This is a genomic window from Clostridium sp. UMB9555A (genome assembly GCF_030222355.1).
GTDB classification, from domain to species: Bacteria; Bacillota; Clostridia; order Clostridiales; family Clostridiaceae; genus Sarcina; species Sarcina perfringens.
Genome location: NZ_JASORQ010000004.1, coordinates 84,863 through 101,742 on the forward strand (window position 1 = coordinate 84,863; position 16,880 = coordinate 101,742).

At 29.9% G+C, this 16,880-nt stretch carries 15 protein-coding genes; 13 read left to right on the forward strand and 2 right to left on the reverse strand.

Annotated features, from left to right (window positions below; all coding sequences use genetic code 11):
- The first annotated feature begins 114 nt into the window (after nucleotides 1-114).
- A complete protein-coding gene (locus QP548_RS12350; protein WP_061429319.1) occupies nucleotides 115-1,431 on the forward strand; it encodes a peptidoglycan-binding domain-containing protein in 1,317 nt (438 codons plus the stop codon).
- A 52-nt stretch (nucleotides 1,432-1,483) separates the two neighbouring features.
- Here the strand turns inward: QP548_RS12350 and QP548_RS12355 are convergent, their stop codons facing one another.
- Nucleotides 1,484-2,542 carry a hypothetical protein gene (locus tag QP548_RS12355; RefSeq protein ID WP_061429318.1) on the reverse strand — a complete coding sequence of 353 codons (1,059 nt, stop codon included), beginning with the start codon at nucleotides 2,540-2,542 and terminating at the stop codon, nucleotides 1,484-1,486.
- A gap of 158 nt (nucleotides 2,543-2,700) precedes the next feature.
- Here QP548_RS12355 and QP548_RS12360 point away from each other — a divergent pair, with 158 nt between their 5' ends.
- The 10 genes from QP548_RS12360 (at nucleotide 2,701) to QP548_RS12405 (ending at nucleotide 12,596) form a co-directional block, all read left to right on the forward strand.
- Nucleotides 2,701-3,786 (forward strand): hypothetical protein, encoded by a 1,086-nt coding sequence (locus QP548_RS12360; protein ID WP_061429317.1) that lies wholly within the window; start codon nucleotides 2,701-2,703, stop codon nucleotides 3,784-3,786.
- A 92-nt stretch (nucleotides 3,787-3,878) separates the two neighbouring features.
- The gene (locus QP548_RS12365) at nucleotides 3,879-4,814 is read left to right on the forward strand and encodes a TIGR01212 family radical SAM protein (protein WP_061429316.1); all 936 of its coding nucleotides are present in this window, start codon (nucleotides 3,879-3,881) and stop codon (nucleotides 4,812-4,814) included.
- A 26-nt stretch (nucleotides 4,815-4,840) separates the two neighbouring features.
- Nucleotides 4,841-5,584 carry a 2-phosphosulfolactate phosphatase family protein gene (locus QP548_RS12370; RefSeq protein ID WP_061429315.1) on the forward strand — a complete coding sequence of 248 codons (744 nt, stop codon included), beginning with the start codon at nucleotides 4,841-4,843 and terminating at the stop codon, nucleotides 5,582-5,584.
- A 258-nt stretch (nucleotides 5,585-5,842) separates the two neighbouring features.
- On the forward strand, nucleotides 5,843-6,286 hold the full coding sequence (locus QP548_RS12375; protein ID WP_061429314.1) for a hypothetical protein: 444 nt from the start codon (nucleotides 5,843-5,845) through the stop codon (nucleotides 6,284-6,286).
- A gap of 266 nt (nucleotides 6,287-6,552) precedes the next feature.
- Entirely contained in the window at nucleotides 6,553-7,260 is a 708-nt protein-coding gene (locus tag QP548_RS12380; protein ID WP_061429313.1) for an MIP/aquaporin family protein, read from the forward strand.
- A gap of 41 nt (nucleotides 7,261-7,301) precedes the next feature.
- Nucleotides 7,302-7,862, forward strand: a complete 561-nt coding sequence (locus tag QP548_RS12385) for a glycerol-3-phosphate responsive antiterminator (protein WP_003456768.1) — start codon at nucleotides 7,302-7,304, stop codon at nucleotides 7,860-7,862.
- Between the two features lie 19 nt (nucleotides 7,863-7,881).
- Nucleotides 7,882-9,384: a glycerol kinase GlpK gene (glpK, locus tag QP548_RS12390; RefSeq protein WP_061429312.1), complete on the forward strand. Its 1,503-nt coding sequence runs from the start codon at nucleotides 7,882-7,884 to the stop codon at nucleotides 9,382-9,384.
- 165 nt (nucleotides 9,385-9,549) lie between these two features.
- Nucleotides 9,550-10,980: an NAD(P)/FAD-dependent oxidoreductase gene (locus QP548_RS12395; RefSeq protein WP_081109970.1), complete on the forward strand. Its 1,431-nt coding sequence runs from the start codon at nucleotides 9,550-9,552 to the stop codon at nucleotides 10,978-10,980.
- A gap of 12 nt (nucleotides 10,981-10,992) precedes the next feature.
- Nucleotides 10,993-12,246 (forward strand): FAD-dependent oxidoreductase, encoded by a 1,254-nt coding sequence (locus QP548_RS12400; protein ID WP_061429311.1) that lies wholly within the window; start codon nucleotides 10,993-10,995, stop codon nucleotides 12,244-12,246.
- 2 nt (nucleotides 12,247-12,248) lie between these two features.
- Nucleotides 12,249-12,596: a DUF1667 domain-containing protein gene (locus QP548_RS12405; RefSeq protein WP_003450634.1), complete on the forward strand. Its 348-nt coding sequence runs from the start codon at nucleotides 12,249-12,251 to the stop codon at nucleotides 12,594-12,596.
- Nucleotides 12,597-12,959: 363 nt separating this feature from the next.
- Here the strand turns inward: QP548_RS12405 and QP548_RS12410 are convergent, their stop codons facing one another.
- Nucleotides 12,960-14,135, reverse strand: a complete 1,176-nt coding sequence (locus tag QP548_RS12410) for a class I SAM-dependent rRNA methyltransferase (protein WP_003450732.1) — start codon at nucleotides 14,133-14,135, stop codon at nucleotides 12,960-12,962.
- 161 nt (nucleotides 14,136-14,296) lie between these two features.
- Here QP548_RS12410 and QP548_RS12415 point away from each other — a divergent pair, with 161 nt between their 5' ends.
- Both QP548_RS12415 and QP548_RS12420 read left to right on the forward strand, forming a co-directional pair.
- Nucleotides 14,297-14,611 (forward strand): hypothetical protein, encoded by a 315-nt coding sequence (locus QP548_RS12415; RefSeq protein WP_061429310.1) that lies wholly within the window; start codon nucleotides 14,297-14,299, stop codon nucleotides 14,609-14,611.
- A 211-nt stretch (nucleotides 14,612-14,822) separates the two neighbouring features.
- Nucleotides 14,823-16,751, forward strand: a complete 1,929-nt coding sequence (locus QP548_RS12420; protein ID WP_061429309.1) for an ABC-F family ATP-binding cassette domain-containing protein — start codon at nucleotides 14,823-14,825, stop codon at nucleotides 16,749-16,751.
- Nucleotides 16,752-16,880: the final 129 nt, after the last annotated feature.

Genomic DNA, 16,880 nt, shown 5'->3' on the forward strand with positions numbered 1-16,880 from the left:
TAAATATTAAAGAGCAAAAATAGGTTTAAATAGAGTTAATTAAAATACTTATTAACAAAATAGATATTAATCTCATAAACTATAGGGTATTAATTTATTATTAGGAGAAAGTATATGGCAGTAGGTGGATTAAAAGTTCAATGTTTTAGCGAACAAAGGAGATATATACCTATTGATAAATGTAAGGTTAAAATAACACCAACAGGGGAAGATGGTGTAGCTGTAGGAGATACTATAGAATTATTTACAGATGATACTGGAAGTACTGACACTATAGAGTTAGATGCACCACCAATAGAAAATTCTAGTCAACCAGGTACAGTGCCTTATAGTTTTGCAGAGATTATTGTTGAAAGAGAAGGTTTTTTACCTGTAGAAGTAAATGGAGTACAAATCTATCCTTCAAGAGTTGCTCTTCAAAATGTAAACTTACCTGAGACTAGAGGATATTATAGACAAGAAAAAATTATTGATATACAACCTAATAGATTAGTTGGAAATTTTCCACCAAAGATACCTGAAGCGGAGGAAAAGGAACTTCCACCACCAAAGGGAACAGTGGTTTTACCAGAGCCTGTAGTTCCAGAGTATATAGTTGTTCACAATGGTAGACCAAATGATAATTCAGTAGCTAATTATAAAGTTAATTACAAGGACTATATAAAAAATGTTGCCTGCTGTGAAATTTTTTCAACATGGTCTGAAAATACTATAAGAGCTAATGTTTATGCCATAATATCATTTACTTTAAATAGAATATATACTGAATGGTATAGAGGAAAAGGTAAGAATTTTGATATAACTAATTCAACAGCTTTTGACCATGCTTTTAGTTATGGAAGAAACTTTTATGATAACATAAGTAGAATTGTAGATGAAATATTCTCAACATATATGAAAAGATTCAATTCTAAGCAGCCTCTTTTAGCGCAATATTGTGATGGAATAAATGTACAATGTCCAGGTTGGATGACTCAATGGGGAAGTAAATACTTAGGAGACGAAGGAAAGGTTCCTTATGATATTTTAACATCTTTTTATGGAGATGATTTAGAATTAAAGTCTGCTAAAAAGGTTAAGGGAAGTCCAAGATCATATCCAGGTTATACTCTAACTTCTGGAGCTTCAGGAGAACCTGTAAGAGTTATACAAGAACAATTAAATGCTATTTCAAGGGCATATCCTTTAATACCTAAGATTGCTGTTGATGGAAAATATGGTCCTAGAACTAGAGAGTCAGTAAAGACATTCCAAAAGGTGTTTAACCTTCCTCAAACAGGAGAAGTAAACTATGCAACGTGGTATAAAATATCAGATGTATATGTTGCAGTAACAAAAATAGCAGAGCTTAGATCAAGTGTTGAGAAGAAGATATTTTATCCACCAACAATAATGGATAGACATGAAAATGTACCAAAAATAATTTATTAAATATTAAAGCTGAGCAATTTATATAAAATTACTCAGCTTTTACTTTTTATATTTATCTTTGTTTTTTTAATTTAAAGAAGTAGAAGTAAATACATTGAACTATAAATACCAAGCTTAAAACTCCAAACATTGGGTATAATGTGGAGATTAAGTTTGAAAATCCTATTAATGAAATCGGAAGTGCTACGATTAAAACTGCAAATATAGCATGTTTATACTTTACTTTGAAACTTTTTGTAAGTGTTTTACTTATGGAATATACATCAGAAACCTCTGTAGAAAACATTTCAGCTAATATTATTATTAAAAGCATTATTTGAATAGGCTTTCCAAACCTATCAGCAATATAAATTAGAGGAATTTCATATTGGAATATTTGTGGTTGATTAACCATAAGCATTGAATTTATAAAAATACATATTATAGTTAGAAGAACGGAACCTAATATAATTCCCCAGGTCATGATTTTCTTACTTTTAACTTCGTTACTTAAAGGAACAATAACCCCGCAGCAGCAAAGAATGTTATAACCACAATAAAGTATTCCAGAAGTAAAAACTCCCTTAGAAAGTTTTGGAGTAGAAGAAACAAGAGAATCTATAGTAATTGGGTCATTAGCAAATGCAACATAAAGAATCATAAGTGTAGTTGTTACTATTATTAAGGATGGAACAATAATAGAATTTATCTCTACTAACCCATCAGTTTCTCTCATAAGAATCAGTGAAGCAATAATAGCCATAAATATTGAACCTATAATCTTAGGAATTCCAAAGTATTGATTCAATAAGGCTCCGCTACCAGCTAGTATTATGGACGCACTAGATATTAAGTAAAAGGTTGTTATGATTCCAGTGAGTTTTCCTAAAATATTAGGACTAACTGTATTTATGACTTCGCTATAGGAATTTAAACTATGTTTAATACTTATTCTTGAAATTATGTTGCAGAGAAAAATATAAAATAAGCCAGTCATTATAATAGTAAAAAAGCTTTTATATCCATACACTGTAAAGAAATTTGTTATTTCCTTTCCAGAGGCAAGTCCAGCTCCTACTATAGTTCCTATAAAAACAAAAGCTACTTGAAAAACTTTTATAATACTTTTCATTAAATCACCTCCCTAACTAAATATATAAGTTGTAAAGGAAGTTTATTCTTAAAATAAAAAGTAAAAATTAAGTTTAGGATATTTATTATTTTATTAATACTTTTAAGCTATTTGGAAAACCTAAAATAGGACTTATTCTAAGGGAGGAATGATTATAAATGATTAAAAAGATTATGGCATCCTTAATTATTGGATCTTTATTTCTTTTCATGGGCTGTAATAGAATAAGTAATACGGTCAATGATAATAAGGAGCTAAAGGAAAGTGTTGAAAGTATATATTTTAATAATAAGATAGCAATATCAATAGCAGAAGAATATATGGAGGCTCTTAAAAGTAATGATTTAGAAAAGATAAAAAGGTTATCTGATAAAGAGGTTGACAAAAATATAATAATTAGTCCTAGTAAAGAGCTTGAAATAACAGGGATTAAGCAAGTTGGGTCAGCGCAATTAGGAAATAAAACTATGTTTAAATTCTATGTAACTAGAACTAAAGAAGGAGAGCCTAAGGCTGATTTAGAGCAATATTATTTAGAAGTTAGAAAAACAGAAGAGGGAGAATATAAGGTATCAGAACTTAAATCAACTGAGCTTTATAGTGTTTTTTTAGATAAGGATAAATTAAAGATTAGAAAAGATGATGATGTTGAGATTAACACATTAATAGATTTAAAAAGCATACCAGATAAAATTTATCCAAAGGTTAATGTTATAGATGTAGCCAAGGTTGATGTACCTAAAGAAGCTTTTTCAGCTGTAGAAATTTCATTTTCAGGAGATAAAGTAGCAATTTCAACATATAAGGGTGAAGATTCTTATATAGGAGTGGTTGATGTTGAGGATGCGCAGGAGACCGCAGCTAAAGAAGGGGAAGATGAAGGGGGAAAAGAAGATGAAAAGAATGATGATAAAACTTTAGGGAAAAAGATAACATCATTAGATGTATTAAATGGATGTAAAATTTCTAGCTTAAATTTTTCAGATGATGATGGATATGTTGTTGTAAATTATGTTAAAGGTAATGGCACTAGGTTTAAGGTTTATCAAAGTAGTGGAAGTATAGTTTCATTAGAATTAGATGATATATTTGCAGAAGAGGAATATAATCTTATTTATGAAAGAATACAGGATAACAATATAATTATGAATGTTACTCCAATAATAAAATCAAATAATACTGAAAGTGGCTTAATTGGAAGATATAAAATATCTCTAAAAGATTTTAAACTTGAAAAACTATAGTATAATATAAAATAAGTTAATCATAACCCTTAAATTTATGATTAACTTTTTTATTTTAAAGAAATTTTGATTTTAATGAAAAGGTGATATAAATGGAAAAAAGAAAAACATGGGGAGACAAGAGATATAATACTTTAAATAGATTCTTAAGAGAAAAGTTTGGAGAAAAAGTATTTAAAATAAGTTTAGATGGTGGTTTTACATGTCCTAATAGAGACGGTAAGGTTGCTAAGGGAGGATGTACTTTTTGTAGTTCAAAGGGGTCAGGAGATTATGCTGGACAAAGAACTTTAAGTATTGGTACTCAGTTTGATAATGTTAAAGAGATGATGAATAAGAAGTGGAAAGAGGGAAAATACATAGCATATTTTCAAGCTTACACTAATACATATGCTCCTGTTGAAGAACTAAGAAGAAAATATGAGGAAGCAATTAATAAAGAAGGTGTGGTTGCCCTTGCTATAGGTACAAGACCAGATTGTATAAATGAAGAAGTTTTAGATTTATTAGAGGAAATGAATAAAAAGGTATATACTTGGGTTGAGTTAGGACTTCAAACAATTCATGATGATACTGCTAGAAGTTTTAATAGAGGATATGACTTAGAAGTATTTGATAAGGCTATGGAAGGATTAAAAAGAAGAGGAATAGATACTGTAGTTCACTGCATATTTGGACTTCCTGGAGAAAGTAAAGAGCAAATGTTAGAAACTGTTGATTATGTTTCTAGATGTGGAGCACAAGGAATAAAATTACACTTACTTCATCTAATGGAAGGAACAAGAATGGTTAAGGACTATGAAGAAGGTAGATTAAAATTCTTAACTCAAGAAGAATACGTTGATTTAATTTGCACGGCCATAAGTAGAATACCTCAAAATATGGTTATACATAGACTAACAGGAGATGCTCCTAGACAACTTCTTATAGGACCTATGTGGAGTTTAAAAAAATGGGAAGTTTTAAATGCTATTGATAAGGCTCTTGAAGATAATGATATTTATCAAGGAAAGAATTTTGAAGAATAATTTTAAAAATAAGGTGGGGAATTTTTATGAAAATTGATGTTATAATTTCTGCAGATTACATAGATAGTGAAGCACTTAAAGGAAAAATAGCTGTGGTTATAGATATGTTAAGAGCTACATCTGTAATTACTACAGCACTTTATAATGGAGCTAAAAAGGTTATACCAGTAGTTAGTGTTGAAGAGGCTTTTGAAAAAGCAAATGAATTAAAATCTTTAGGTGAAGAAGTTTTACTTGGAGGAGAGAGAAAGGCTTTAAAAATAGATGGGTTTGATTTCTCTAATTCTCCATTAGAATACAAAAGAGAAATAGTAGAAGGAAAAAATGTAATAATGTCTACTACAAATGGAACTAGAGCTTTAAATTTATGCAGCAAAGCAGATAAAGTTATAGTTGCCTCTGTGTTAAATGGACAAGCGGTAGCTAAATATTTAGAAAATGAAGAAAAAGAAATAGTCTTTGTTAATTCTGGAACAAACGGTGAGTTTTCAAGTGATGATTTTATGTGTGCAGGTTATATAATAAGTGAATTATGTAAAAATAAAGAGGCTGAACTTACTGATATAGCCAAAACAGCTAAATATGTTTATGAAAGCAGTAAAGGAATAGAAGAATTTATAAAAGATGCTAAACACTATAATATTCTTAAAAATTTAGGGTTAGAAGAGGATTTAAAGTATTGTTCTACAAAGAATTTAATAGATTTAGTTTTTGAATTTAAGAATGGTGAAATAAAAACTGTGGAATCAGAGGTTAAAGTGACAATATAATAAAGTCATGTGAATTATTTTTATAAAAAGTGAATAAATTTTAAAAATAAAATGACTGAGATAAAAACTACTTTTAATATAATGTTTTTAAAACAAAAAGAAATATCTTGAAAAAATACATTAAAACATTTATTAAATTTTCAATATTAATATTTTATATTTGATTTCTTGGTAAATAGTTAAAAGAAGTAATTTGTTAATATGTATTGAGGAATATATGATGTTTATAGAGTGAGATATTAAAAGGAGATGTTTTTAATGAAGAAAAAGTTATTAGTAGTTATTATTTCTGCCATAATGGGATTACAATTAGTTGGATGCGGAAGCTCTAATGATTCATCAAATAAAACCACTTCTGATAATAAGCCTGCTGCAACTACAGAGAATAAAAGTAAAGTTGTAGATGATGATAGCTTAGTTAATGAAGTATCTGAGGTTTATCTTGATATTAGAGAAGAATATCTAGAAGTACTTCAAAATAAACAAATGAATGAATGGAATGATGAGAAAGCAGATGCTTTAAAAGATTTAAAAGAAATTAAAGCAATGACTCCAAAAAGTGATAAGAATATAAATCAAGCTATAGCAGATATAGAACAGTTAATAGATAAATATCAAAATAGTTTAGATGGTAAAGGTGCAGATCCAACAGGAATACAAAATTTAGAAGCTCAAATTAAACAATTATTATTTGATAAATAATTAGAAAAAGAGGGGATTAAGGGCAATATCCCTCTTTTTTTATTTTATGGAAAGATTGTTAAATTTTTAATTTATTGAAAACAGTTTCAAGAGGTGTTAAAATAAATATTGTAAAAAAACAACAAAAATATATACGTATATATTCAACTTGTGTAAGAGTATTTGGAGTTAAACACGAGAAAAAAATTTAGTTTTTTTTGTTTAGCTCTTTTTTATTTTAAGCTTTTTTAAAATTAAATATATTAATTACTAGGTGGTGGATAGTCATGGTAAATCAATTCTTGGCTGAGCTTTTTGGAACTGCACTTTTGATATTATTAGGGGATGGAGTAGTTGCAAATATAGCTCTTAAAAAAACTAAGGGTAATGGCGCTGATCTTATTGTAGTCACTGTAGGATGGGCAATAGCTGTTGCTATTCCTGTTTATATATTTTCTAGGGTAAGTGGAGCTGTATTTAATCCAGCAGTAACTATTGCATTAGGTATAACTGGAGGATTAACATGGAGTCAGGTTATAATGTTTTGTATAGCGCAATTTATAGGAGCTTTCATAGGTGCTGTACTAGTTTATTTAACTTATTATACTCATTTTGAGTCTACTGAAGATCATGATGCAAAGCTTGGTACATTTTGTACTATACCAGCTATTAGAAATTATAAATGGAATTTTTTTACTGAATTTATAGGTACTTTTGTTTTAATGTTTGGAATTCTAGGACTTGGTGATGCGAAAATGGCAGATGGAATTATGCCAATAGCCGTTGGATTATTAATTTTAGTTATAGGAGTATCTTTAGGAGGACCAACTGGATATGCAATTAATCCAGCTAGAGATTTCTCACCTAGACTTGCACATTTCTTGCTTCCTATGAAAAATAAAGGAGGCTCAGATTGGGCTTACGCTTGGATTCCAATTGTAGGACCAATACTTGGAGCTATAGCAGGAGCAATGGTATATACAAGTATATTTTAAGGAGATATTAATTTTGGACAATTTTAAGGAGGCTATATAAAATGATTAATTTTAAAAGAATACTTGAGGACAACCCTATTGTGGCAGCTGTAAAGGATATGGACCAATTAAATAAGGCATTAGAAGCTGATGTTGATGTGATTTTTGTTTTATTTGGTAATATTTTAGATATTATAGAAATTTCACATAAAATATCAGAAAAAAATAAGATTGGAATATTGCACATAGATTTAGTTGATGGACTTACAAATAGAGAAATTGTTTTAGAATATTTGAAAGAGAAAACTAAGTTTGATGGAATAATAAGCACTAAGGCTCAAACAGTAAAAAGTGCAAAAAAATTAGGGTTAGTAGCTATTCAGAGAGTTTTCATTTTAGATAGTCTTTCTTTTCAAAGCACAAAAAATCACTTAGTGGATGAATGTGATGCAGTAGAAATGTTACCAGGATTATTATTTAAAGTTATTAAAGAATTATCAAAAACAATACATAAGCCATTAATAGTAGGTGGTTTAATTTCAGATAAAGAGGATGTCATGGAAGCTTTAAGATCAGGAGCAACATGTATATCAACAACAAAAGAGGATATATGGAAGATATAAAATTAAGAGGTGAGTTTTTATGAAAAAATATATAGTAGCATTAGATCAAGGAACAACAAGCTCTAGAGCAATAATTTTTGATAGAGAACAAAATATTATTGGGGTAAGTCAAAAGGAATTTAATCAAATTTATCCTAGAGAAGGATGGGTTGAGCATGATCCAATGGAAATATGGGCAACTCAATATAGTGTACTTCAAGAAGTTATGGCTAAGTGTAACATAACTCAAGAAAATATAGCAGCTATTGGAATAACTAACCAAAGAGAAACTACAATAGTTTGGGACAAAAATACAGGGGTTCCAATATACAATGCAATTGTTTGGCAATGTAGAAGAACTGCTGATATATGTGATGAGTTAAAAGAAAGAGATGGACTTGTAGACTATATTAGAGAAAATACAGGACTTGTACTTGATGCATATTTCTCAGGAACAAAAATAAAATGGATATTAGATAATGTTGAAGGTGCAAGAGAAAAAGCTGAAAAGGGTGAGCTTTTATTTGGTACAGTAGACAGTTGGCTTGTTTGGAAGCTTACAAATGGAAAAGTTCATGTAACTGATTATACTAATGCATCTAGAACTATGATATTTAACATAAAGAACCTTGAATGGGATGAAAGAATGTTAAAGGAACTAGACATTCCTAGAAGTATGTTACCAGAAGTAAAAAATTCATCTGAAATTTACGGATATGCAAACCTTGGAGCAAAAGGTGGAATAAGAGTTCCTATAGCTGGAATAGCTGGGGACCAACAAGCTGCTTTATTTGGACAAGCTGCCTTTAATAAAGGTGACGTAAAAAATACTTATGGAACAGGATGTTTCTTATTAATGAACACAGGAGAAGAACTTGTTAAAAGTAAATCAGGACTTTTAACAACAATAGCTATTGGATTACACGGAAAAGTTCAATATGCTTTAGAAGGATCAGTGTTTGTTGGAGGAGCTGTTATTCAATGGCTTAGAGATGAATTAAGAATTATAAGTGATTCTAGTGATACTGAATACTTTGCTACAAAGGTAGAAGATAATGGAGGAGTATATGTTGTTCCTGCCTTCGTTGGATTAGGAGCTCCTTATTGGGATATGTATGCTCGTGGAACAATAGTAGGGTTAACACGTGGAACTAATAGAAATCATATAATAAGAGCAGCACTTGAATCAATTGCATATCAAACAAGAGATGTGCTTGAAGCTATGATAAACGATGTTGGATATGATATAAATTGTATAAAGGTAGATGGAGGAGCTAGTAGAAATAATTTCTTAATGCAATTCCAATCAGATCTAGTTGGTAAAAAGGTAATTAAGCCTATAATTACAGAAACAACAGCTTTAGGAGCTGCTTACCTTGCAGGACTAGCAGTTGGTTATTGGAGTGATAAAGAAGAAATAGCTAAGTTATGGTTTGCAAGTGAAGAATTTGAGCCAACTATTTCTGAAGAGAGAAGAAATAAATATCATAAGAAATGGAAAAAGGCTGTTGAAAGATCAAAGGGATGGGCACTTGAAGATTAAAAAAGGTCTGGAAACATTTACAGAAATATGATATAATTAAATAAAAGTTAATAAATAATTTTAATTTTGTGTGTAAGAGAGAAGAGAGCTAGACACAAAAAGGATATTCTTATGTCTTTTTTGAGTTTGGTTCTTTTTTATTTTTAAAAAAGGGAGCGATATTTAATGATTTATGATGTAGCAATTATAGGATCTGGAGTAATAGGTGGAGCAATATTTAGAGAATTAACAAAGTATAATTTAAAGGTTGTAGAATTAGAAAAAGAAAATGACGTTGCTATGGGAGCATCTAAGGCAAATTCAGCAATTGTCCATTCAGGATATGATCCTGAACCAGGAACATTAATGGCAAAATACAATGTTGAAGGAAATAAGATGTTTGATAAGCTTTGTAAAGACTTATCAGTTCCTTTTAAGAGAAATGGATCATTAATTATAGGTTTTGATGAAGATGACCAAAAAGAATTAGAGGTTTTATATAATAGAGGAATTCAAAACGGAGTAGAAGGAGTAAAACTTTTATCAGCAGAAGAAGTTTTAGAAATGGAACCAAACTTAAATAAAGATGTAAAGGGAGCTTTATTCTGCCCAACAGGAGGAATTGTTGGAGCATATGAATTTACTATAGCTCTTTCAGAAAATGCTATAGATAATGGAGGAGAATTAAGACTAAACTCTAAAGTTGTTAGTATTGAAAAAGATGAAAACTTTAAAATAAAGCTTGAAAATGGGGATGTAGTAGAAGCTAGATTTGTAGTAAACGCAGCAGGTATTTATGCTGATAAGATTCACAATATGGTTTGTGAGGAAGACTTTAAGATAACTCCTAGAAAAGGTGAATACTATGTTTTAGATAAGAGCCAAGGAAGATTATTTGAAAAGACAATATTCCAATGTCCAACTAAACTTGGAAAAGGGGTTTTAGTTACTCCAACAGTTCATGGAAACTTATTAGTTGGTCCAGATGCTATTGATACTTGTGATAAAGATTCAGTTTCTACAGAGTATGATGGATTAGCTAAGGTTAGAGAAGTTTCTTTAAAAACAACTAACAAAGTTAATTTTAGAGAAAATATTAGAAACTTTGCAGGACTTCGTGCTATAGCTGATAAGCCTGATTTCATAATCGGAGAAGCTAAAGATGTAAAAGGATTCTTTGATGTAGCAGGAATAAAATCACCAGGTTTAAGTTCAGCACCAGCTATTGCAGTGGATGTAGTTAAAATGCTTGGTGAAAGTGGACTAGCTTTAGAGAAAAAAGATAATTTCAATGAAAAAAGAGAACAAGTACACTTTATAGAACTTTCTCCAGAAGAAAAAGCAAATTTAATTAAAAAAGATAGTAGATATGGAAGAATAATTTGTAGATGTGAAAATATAACTGAAGGAGAAATTGTTGATAGTATAAATAGAACTTTAGGAGCTAGAACTATTGATGGAGTTAAGAGAAGATGTCGTCCTGGTTGTGGAAGATGTCAAGGTGGTTTCTGTGGACCTAGAGTTCAAGAAATAATATCTCGTGAAACTGGTATGAATATAGAAGAAGTGCTTTTAGATAAAAATGGTTCATATATAATAAGTGGAAAAACAAAGTAGGAGGATTTAGTTATGAAATATGATTTAGTAGTTGTAGGTGGAGGCCCAGCAGGATTAGCAGCAGCTTATGAAGCTCATGAAAATGGAGTAGAAAAAATATTAATTATAGAAAGAGATAAAGAACTAGGTGGAATCTTAAATCAATGTATTCATAACGGATTTGGTCTTCATACCTTTAAAGAAGAACTTACAGGACCTGAATATGCTGGAAGATTTATTGATATGGTAGAAGGAACTAACATAGAAGCTATGTTAGATACAATGGTTTTAGAAATAGAAGGAAAAATAATACATGCTATAAATACTGAAAAAGGATATTTAACAATAGAAGCAGAAGCTATAGTACTTGCTATGGGATGCCGTGAAAGAACAAGAGGAGCTATAAGTATTCCGGGAGATAGACCATCAGGAATATTCACTGCAGGGGCTGCTCAAAGATTTATCAATATGGAAGGCTACATGGTAGGTAAAAAAGTAGTTATCTTAGGATCAGGGGATATTGGGCTTATAATGGCTAGAAGAATGACTCTTGAGGGAGCTAAGGTAGAGGCTGTTGTTGAACTTATGCCTTATTCAAATGGATTAACTAGAAATATTGTTCAATGTTTAGAGGATTATGGAATTCCACTATACTTATCTCATACAGTTATTGATGTTAAGGGTGATGGAAGATTAGAAAAGGTTATTATAGCTAAGGTTGATGAAAATAGACAACCTATAAAAGGTACTGAAATAGAATTTGATGCTGATACATTATTATTATCAGTTGGATTAATACCAGAAAATGAGCTTTCAAAAAATGCAGGGGTTGAATTAGACCTTAGAACTAATGGACTTGTAGTTTCTGAAAGTATGGAAACAAATAGAGAGGGTATATTTGCCTGTGGTAATGTTGTCCATGTTCATGACTTAGTTGACTTTGTAACTGAGGAAGCTAAAAATGCAGGAAAGAATGCTGCTAAATATATTAAAGGTAAAAAGAGATTAAATCATTTCACTGAAATAAAAAATGGAGAAAATATAAGTTATACAGTTCCTCAAAAATTTGAAATTGAATCTTTAGATGGAAATTTAAATGTATTTATGAGAGTTAGAAATGTATTTAAAAATAAACAAATAGTAGTTAGAGATGAAGAAGGAAATGCTATTCAAAGCTTTAAGAAACCTCATGTTGTTCCTGCAGAAATGGAGAGAATTACAATTCTTAAAGATAAGCTAAAAAATGCTAAAGGAGCAATAACAATTTCATTAGAGGATGGTGAATAATAATGGTAAAAGAATTAATATGCATAGTATGTCCTAGAGGATGTCATTTAACAGTAGACACAGAGTTAGAAAAGGTTACAGGAAACACATGTAAAAGAGGAGAAATTTATGGATTAAACGAGGTTAAAAATCCAACTAGAATAGTAACTTCAACTGTTAAAATAGATGGTTGTGACAACATAGTTGTCCCAGTTAAAACAGAGGAACCTATTCCAAAGGGAATGATATTTGATGTAATGAAGGAAATTAACAAGGCTTCTGTTAAACTTCCAATTAAAGTTGGAGATGTAATTATAGAAGATGTTTTAGGAACAGGTGTTAGCATAGTTTCTGCCAAAACAGTTTCATAAATAAATTAAGAAAGGTATCTGAGTTTTCAGATACCTTTCTCTTTTAATACATCTAATATTATATGTACATTAATTAGGATAGAATAAACAGTCCTAACTAGTGAGTAGCTAAAAATAGATATTTAAATATTTAAATTGATTATGACCATTTAACGAGTGTATGCCATTTATGTAAAGCACCTCATAGTAATAATATATTTAATATTTAAATTAATGATTAACCCTTAAATACAAATTTTAGAGTGTATGCCGATTTTGTAAGGCACCTCTTATTTATAAGTTAAGATATTAACTTTATATATTTTTGCTACATTAGTATATTAACCAATATATTTTTTTTTATACTTAAGATTTAAAATTTTTTTAGAATACTTGGAATATGAAGAATTTTAAATAATATGATTCGTCAGAGTTCCAAAGTATAGGGTGGTCTGCGCTTTGAGTTCTAACTTCTATTTGTCTTAAAGTTCTTCTAGCATCATGAGCAGCCTCAGCTACAGTTTTCTTTAATTGTTCTTCATCCATATAATGTGAACAAGAGCATGTAGCGAAGTAACCACCTTCTTTAACCATTTTTATTCCTCTAAGATTTATTTCTTTATATCCTCTTATTGCTTGCTTAACAGTATTTCTTGATTTTGTGAAAGCTGGCGGATCTAAAATAACAACATCAAATTGTTTTCCTTCTCTTGACCAATCTCCTAATACATCAAAGGCATTATGCTTTTCAAATTTAACCCTATCTTGAAGGTTATTAAGCTCAGCATTTCTAGTAGCACAGTCTACAGCATGTTGAGATACATCTATTCCTAAAACTGATTTAGCTCCTGCTATACCTGCATTTAAAGCAAAAGAGCCAGTATGAGTAAAGCAATCTAAAACATCCATACCTTTACATATTCTATGCATTGCAGCTCTGTTTTCTTTTTGATCTAAGAAGAAACCAGTTTTTTGACCATTTTCTAAGTCAACTATGTATTTAACTCCATTTTCAACTATTTGTATATCTGTATCAAATGGTTCAGTTAAGAAGCCTTTTCTTTGCTCTAAACCTTCTATTTCTCTAGTTTTTATATCACTTCTTTCATAGACACCTTTAGCACCGTATTCATCAACTAGAATTTTAACTATTAGGTCTCTATATTTATCCATTCCAAGAGTTGATATTTGAATTACATAATAATCTTCAAATTTATCAACTGTTAAACCAGGAAGGAAATCAGCCTCTCCAAAGATGAATCTACATGAAGATGTATCTATAACTTTCTTTCTATATTCCCATGCAGTTTTAAATCTTCTCTTGAAGAAATCCTCATCTATTTCTTCATCTATATCTTTAGTCATTATTCTTATAGTTATCTTACTTCTGTCATTTATATAGCCTTTTCCTAAGAAATAACCTTTATGATTGTAAACTTCAACTATATCTCCGTTTTCATAATCTCCATCATATTCGTTTATTTCATCAATATATATCCAAGGTCTGCCTTGTTCAGCTTTTTTGTTTTTACCTTTGTGTAAATAAAACTTACTCGCCATTTAAATAGCTCCTTCCAAAATAATTCTTATAAGATTATAACATATTCTAGGCTTTCCAATAGGTTTAAAATGCATTTAAGAAAAATAAATTGGTACTTTAGAATAATAAGATAATATTTAATATATATTTCTAATAAGAGTAATTTTAAGGATTGAAAAAAATGATAAAAGCTATAGTTATTCCTACACCTAAAAGATTAAAGAAATACATAAGAGATACTGACTTTAAAAAGAAGGCGAAATCTTTTGTTACTCCAGAGAGAGCTATTATATATGGAACCATAGGCACAGGTGTAACCATAATGTCTCTAAGTGATGTACCAGCTAAACCTTTTGTTATAGGAAGTTTATTATATCATGGTGTTGCCTATGAAATTTTAGAAAAGTGGTATGATGAATATGGTAATGACGAAGAGCTTAGAAAGGTGATGATGCAAAATAGAGATTATTGGAATAATTTTTATATGAGGCTTTAAAGTATATATTATTTTATTTAGGCTTTGATTTTTGAATATATCATATGAAGAATAATAGTAAGTTTAATTGTTAGATTTATTTTAAATAGATAGGGTTGTATCAAGACTTAACTTAAAGTGATTTTGATACAACCCTTATTTTAGTTTTGGAAGAAACTTGAGTTTATATTATAATGAAAATAAGATTTGTTTTGAAAAGGATGGATAATCGATGAATTTAATAACTCTTGAAAATATAAGTAAGAGCTATTCAGAAAAAATTTTAGCTAATAATATATCTTTAGGAATAAATGAAGGAGAGAAGATTGGGCTTATAGGAGTTAACGGAACAGGAAAATCTTCTTTCTTAAAAATAGTTGCTGGAGTTGAAGAACCAGATGAAGGAACAGTAACAAAGGGAAATAGAGTAAGAATAGAGTATCTTGCTCAAACACCAGATTATGATGATAATGCTACTGTTTTAGAGCAAGTTTTTAAGGGTAACTCAGAGGAAATGAGAATATTAAGAGAATACGAAGAGTTACTTGAAAAAATAGATAAGGGTGAAGTTAAAGAGAATGATTCTGAAAGATTAATAAAGCTTCAAGGAAAAATAGATGCTTTAAATCTTTGGGATATGGAAAGTGAAGCAAAGAATGTTTTAACTAAGCTTGGAATAACTAATTTTGAAGAAAAAGTAGGAAATCTTTCTGGAGGACAAAAGAAGAGAATAATGCTTGCAGCTGCCTTAATAACTCCTTGTGAATTATTAATACTAGATGAGCCTACTAACCATTTAGATAATGAAACTATAAGTTGGTTAGAAGAATATTTAAATAGTAGAAAAGGTGCTCTTTTAATGATTACTCATGATAGATACTTCCTAGATAGAGTAACAAACAGAATATTAGAATTAGATAGAGGTAGATTATTTAGCTATGATGGAAACTATTCTGTTTTCTTAGAAAAGAAGATGGAGAGAATAGCCATAGAAAAAGCCAGTGAGGAAAAAAGACAAAATCTTATGAGAAAAGAACTAGCTTGGGTAAGAAGAGGTGCAAAGGCTAGAACTACTAAGCAAAAAGCTAGACTTCAAAGATTTGATGAATTAGTAAATCAAGAAGGATTTATTGAAAATGAAAATATAGAAATCTCTGTTATGGGAACGAGATTAGGAAAGAAAATAATAGAGATAGAACACCTAAATAAAAGCTTTGGTGATAAAAAGATTGTTGATGATTTTAACTATATAGTACTAAGAAGTGATAGAATAGGTATTGTAGGACCTAATGGAATTGGTAAATCAACACTTATGGGAATGATTGAAGGAAAAGTAGCACCAGATAGTGGAGAAATAATAAAAGGTGAGACTGTAAAAATAGCTTGCTTCTCACAGGAAGATACACATATGCATCCAGAGATGAGAGCTATAGATTACATAAAAGAAGCTGGAGAGTATTTACAAACTGCCACAGGTGAAAGAATAACTGCATCACAAATGTGTGAAAAGTTTTTATTTGATGGAACACTTCAGTGGACAATGATAGGTATGTTATCTGGAGGAGAAAGAAGAAGACTTCATCTTTTAAGAGTTCTAATGGAAGTCCCTAATGTGCTTTTACTAGATGAGCCTACAAATGATTTAGATATTGAAACTTTAAATAGATTAGAAGATTATTTAGACGATTTTGGTGGAGTTGTCATAACTGTATCCCATGATAGATATTTCCTAGATAGAATTTGTAATAAGATATTTTCTTATAAGGGAAATGGAAAAATAGATATTTATACTGGAAACTATGGGGATTATCTTCTAAGCAAAGAAGAAGAGGCTGTTAACAATAAAGAAAAAGAAGTGGCTGTGGATAAAAATAAAAAAGAGCCATCTGTGGATAAAAATAAAAACAAGGGTAAAGTATTAAAATTCTCATTTAAAGAACAAAGAGAATTTGAAACTATAGATGAGGAAATAATGACTCTTGAAGAAAAAATAGAAGAATTAGATTCTTTAATGGCGAAACATGCATCAGAGTATGGTAGACTTCAAGAGCTAATGGAAGAGAAGTCAAAAGTTGAAGAAGAATTAGCCTTTAAATATGAGAGATGGGAATATCTTAATGAGTTAGCAGCACAAATAGAGGAAAACAAAAAGAATAAATAAAATTTATTTTCTTAGATAAGATATTAATTAGGTGAATAAATTAAATTTATATAAATTTGTAGAATTTCTAAAGATTCGATTATATACTAAACTAAAGTTAGAATATACTTAATACTAATATATTGAGTC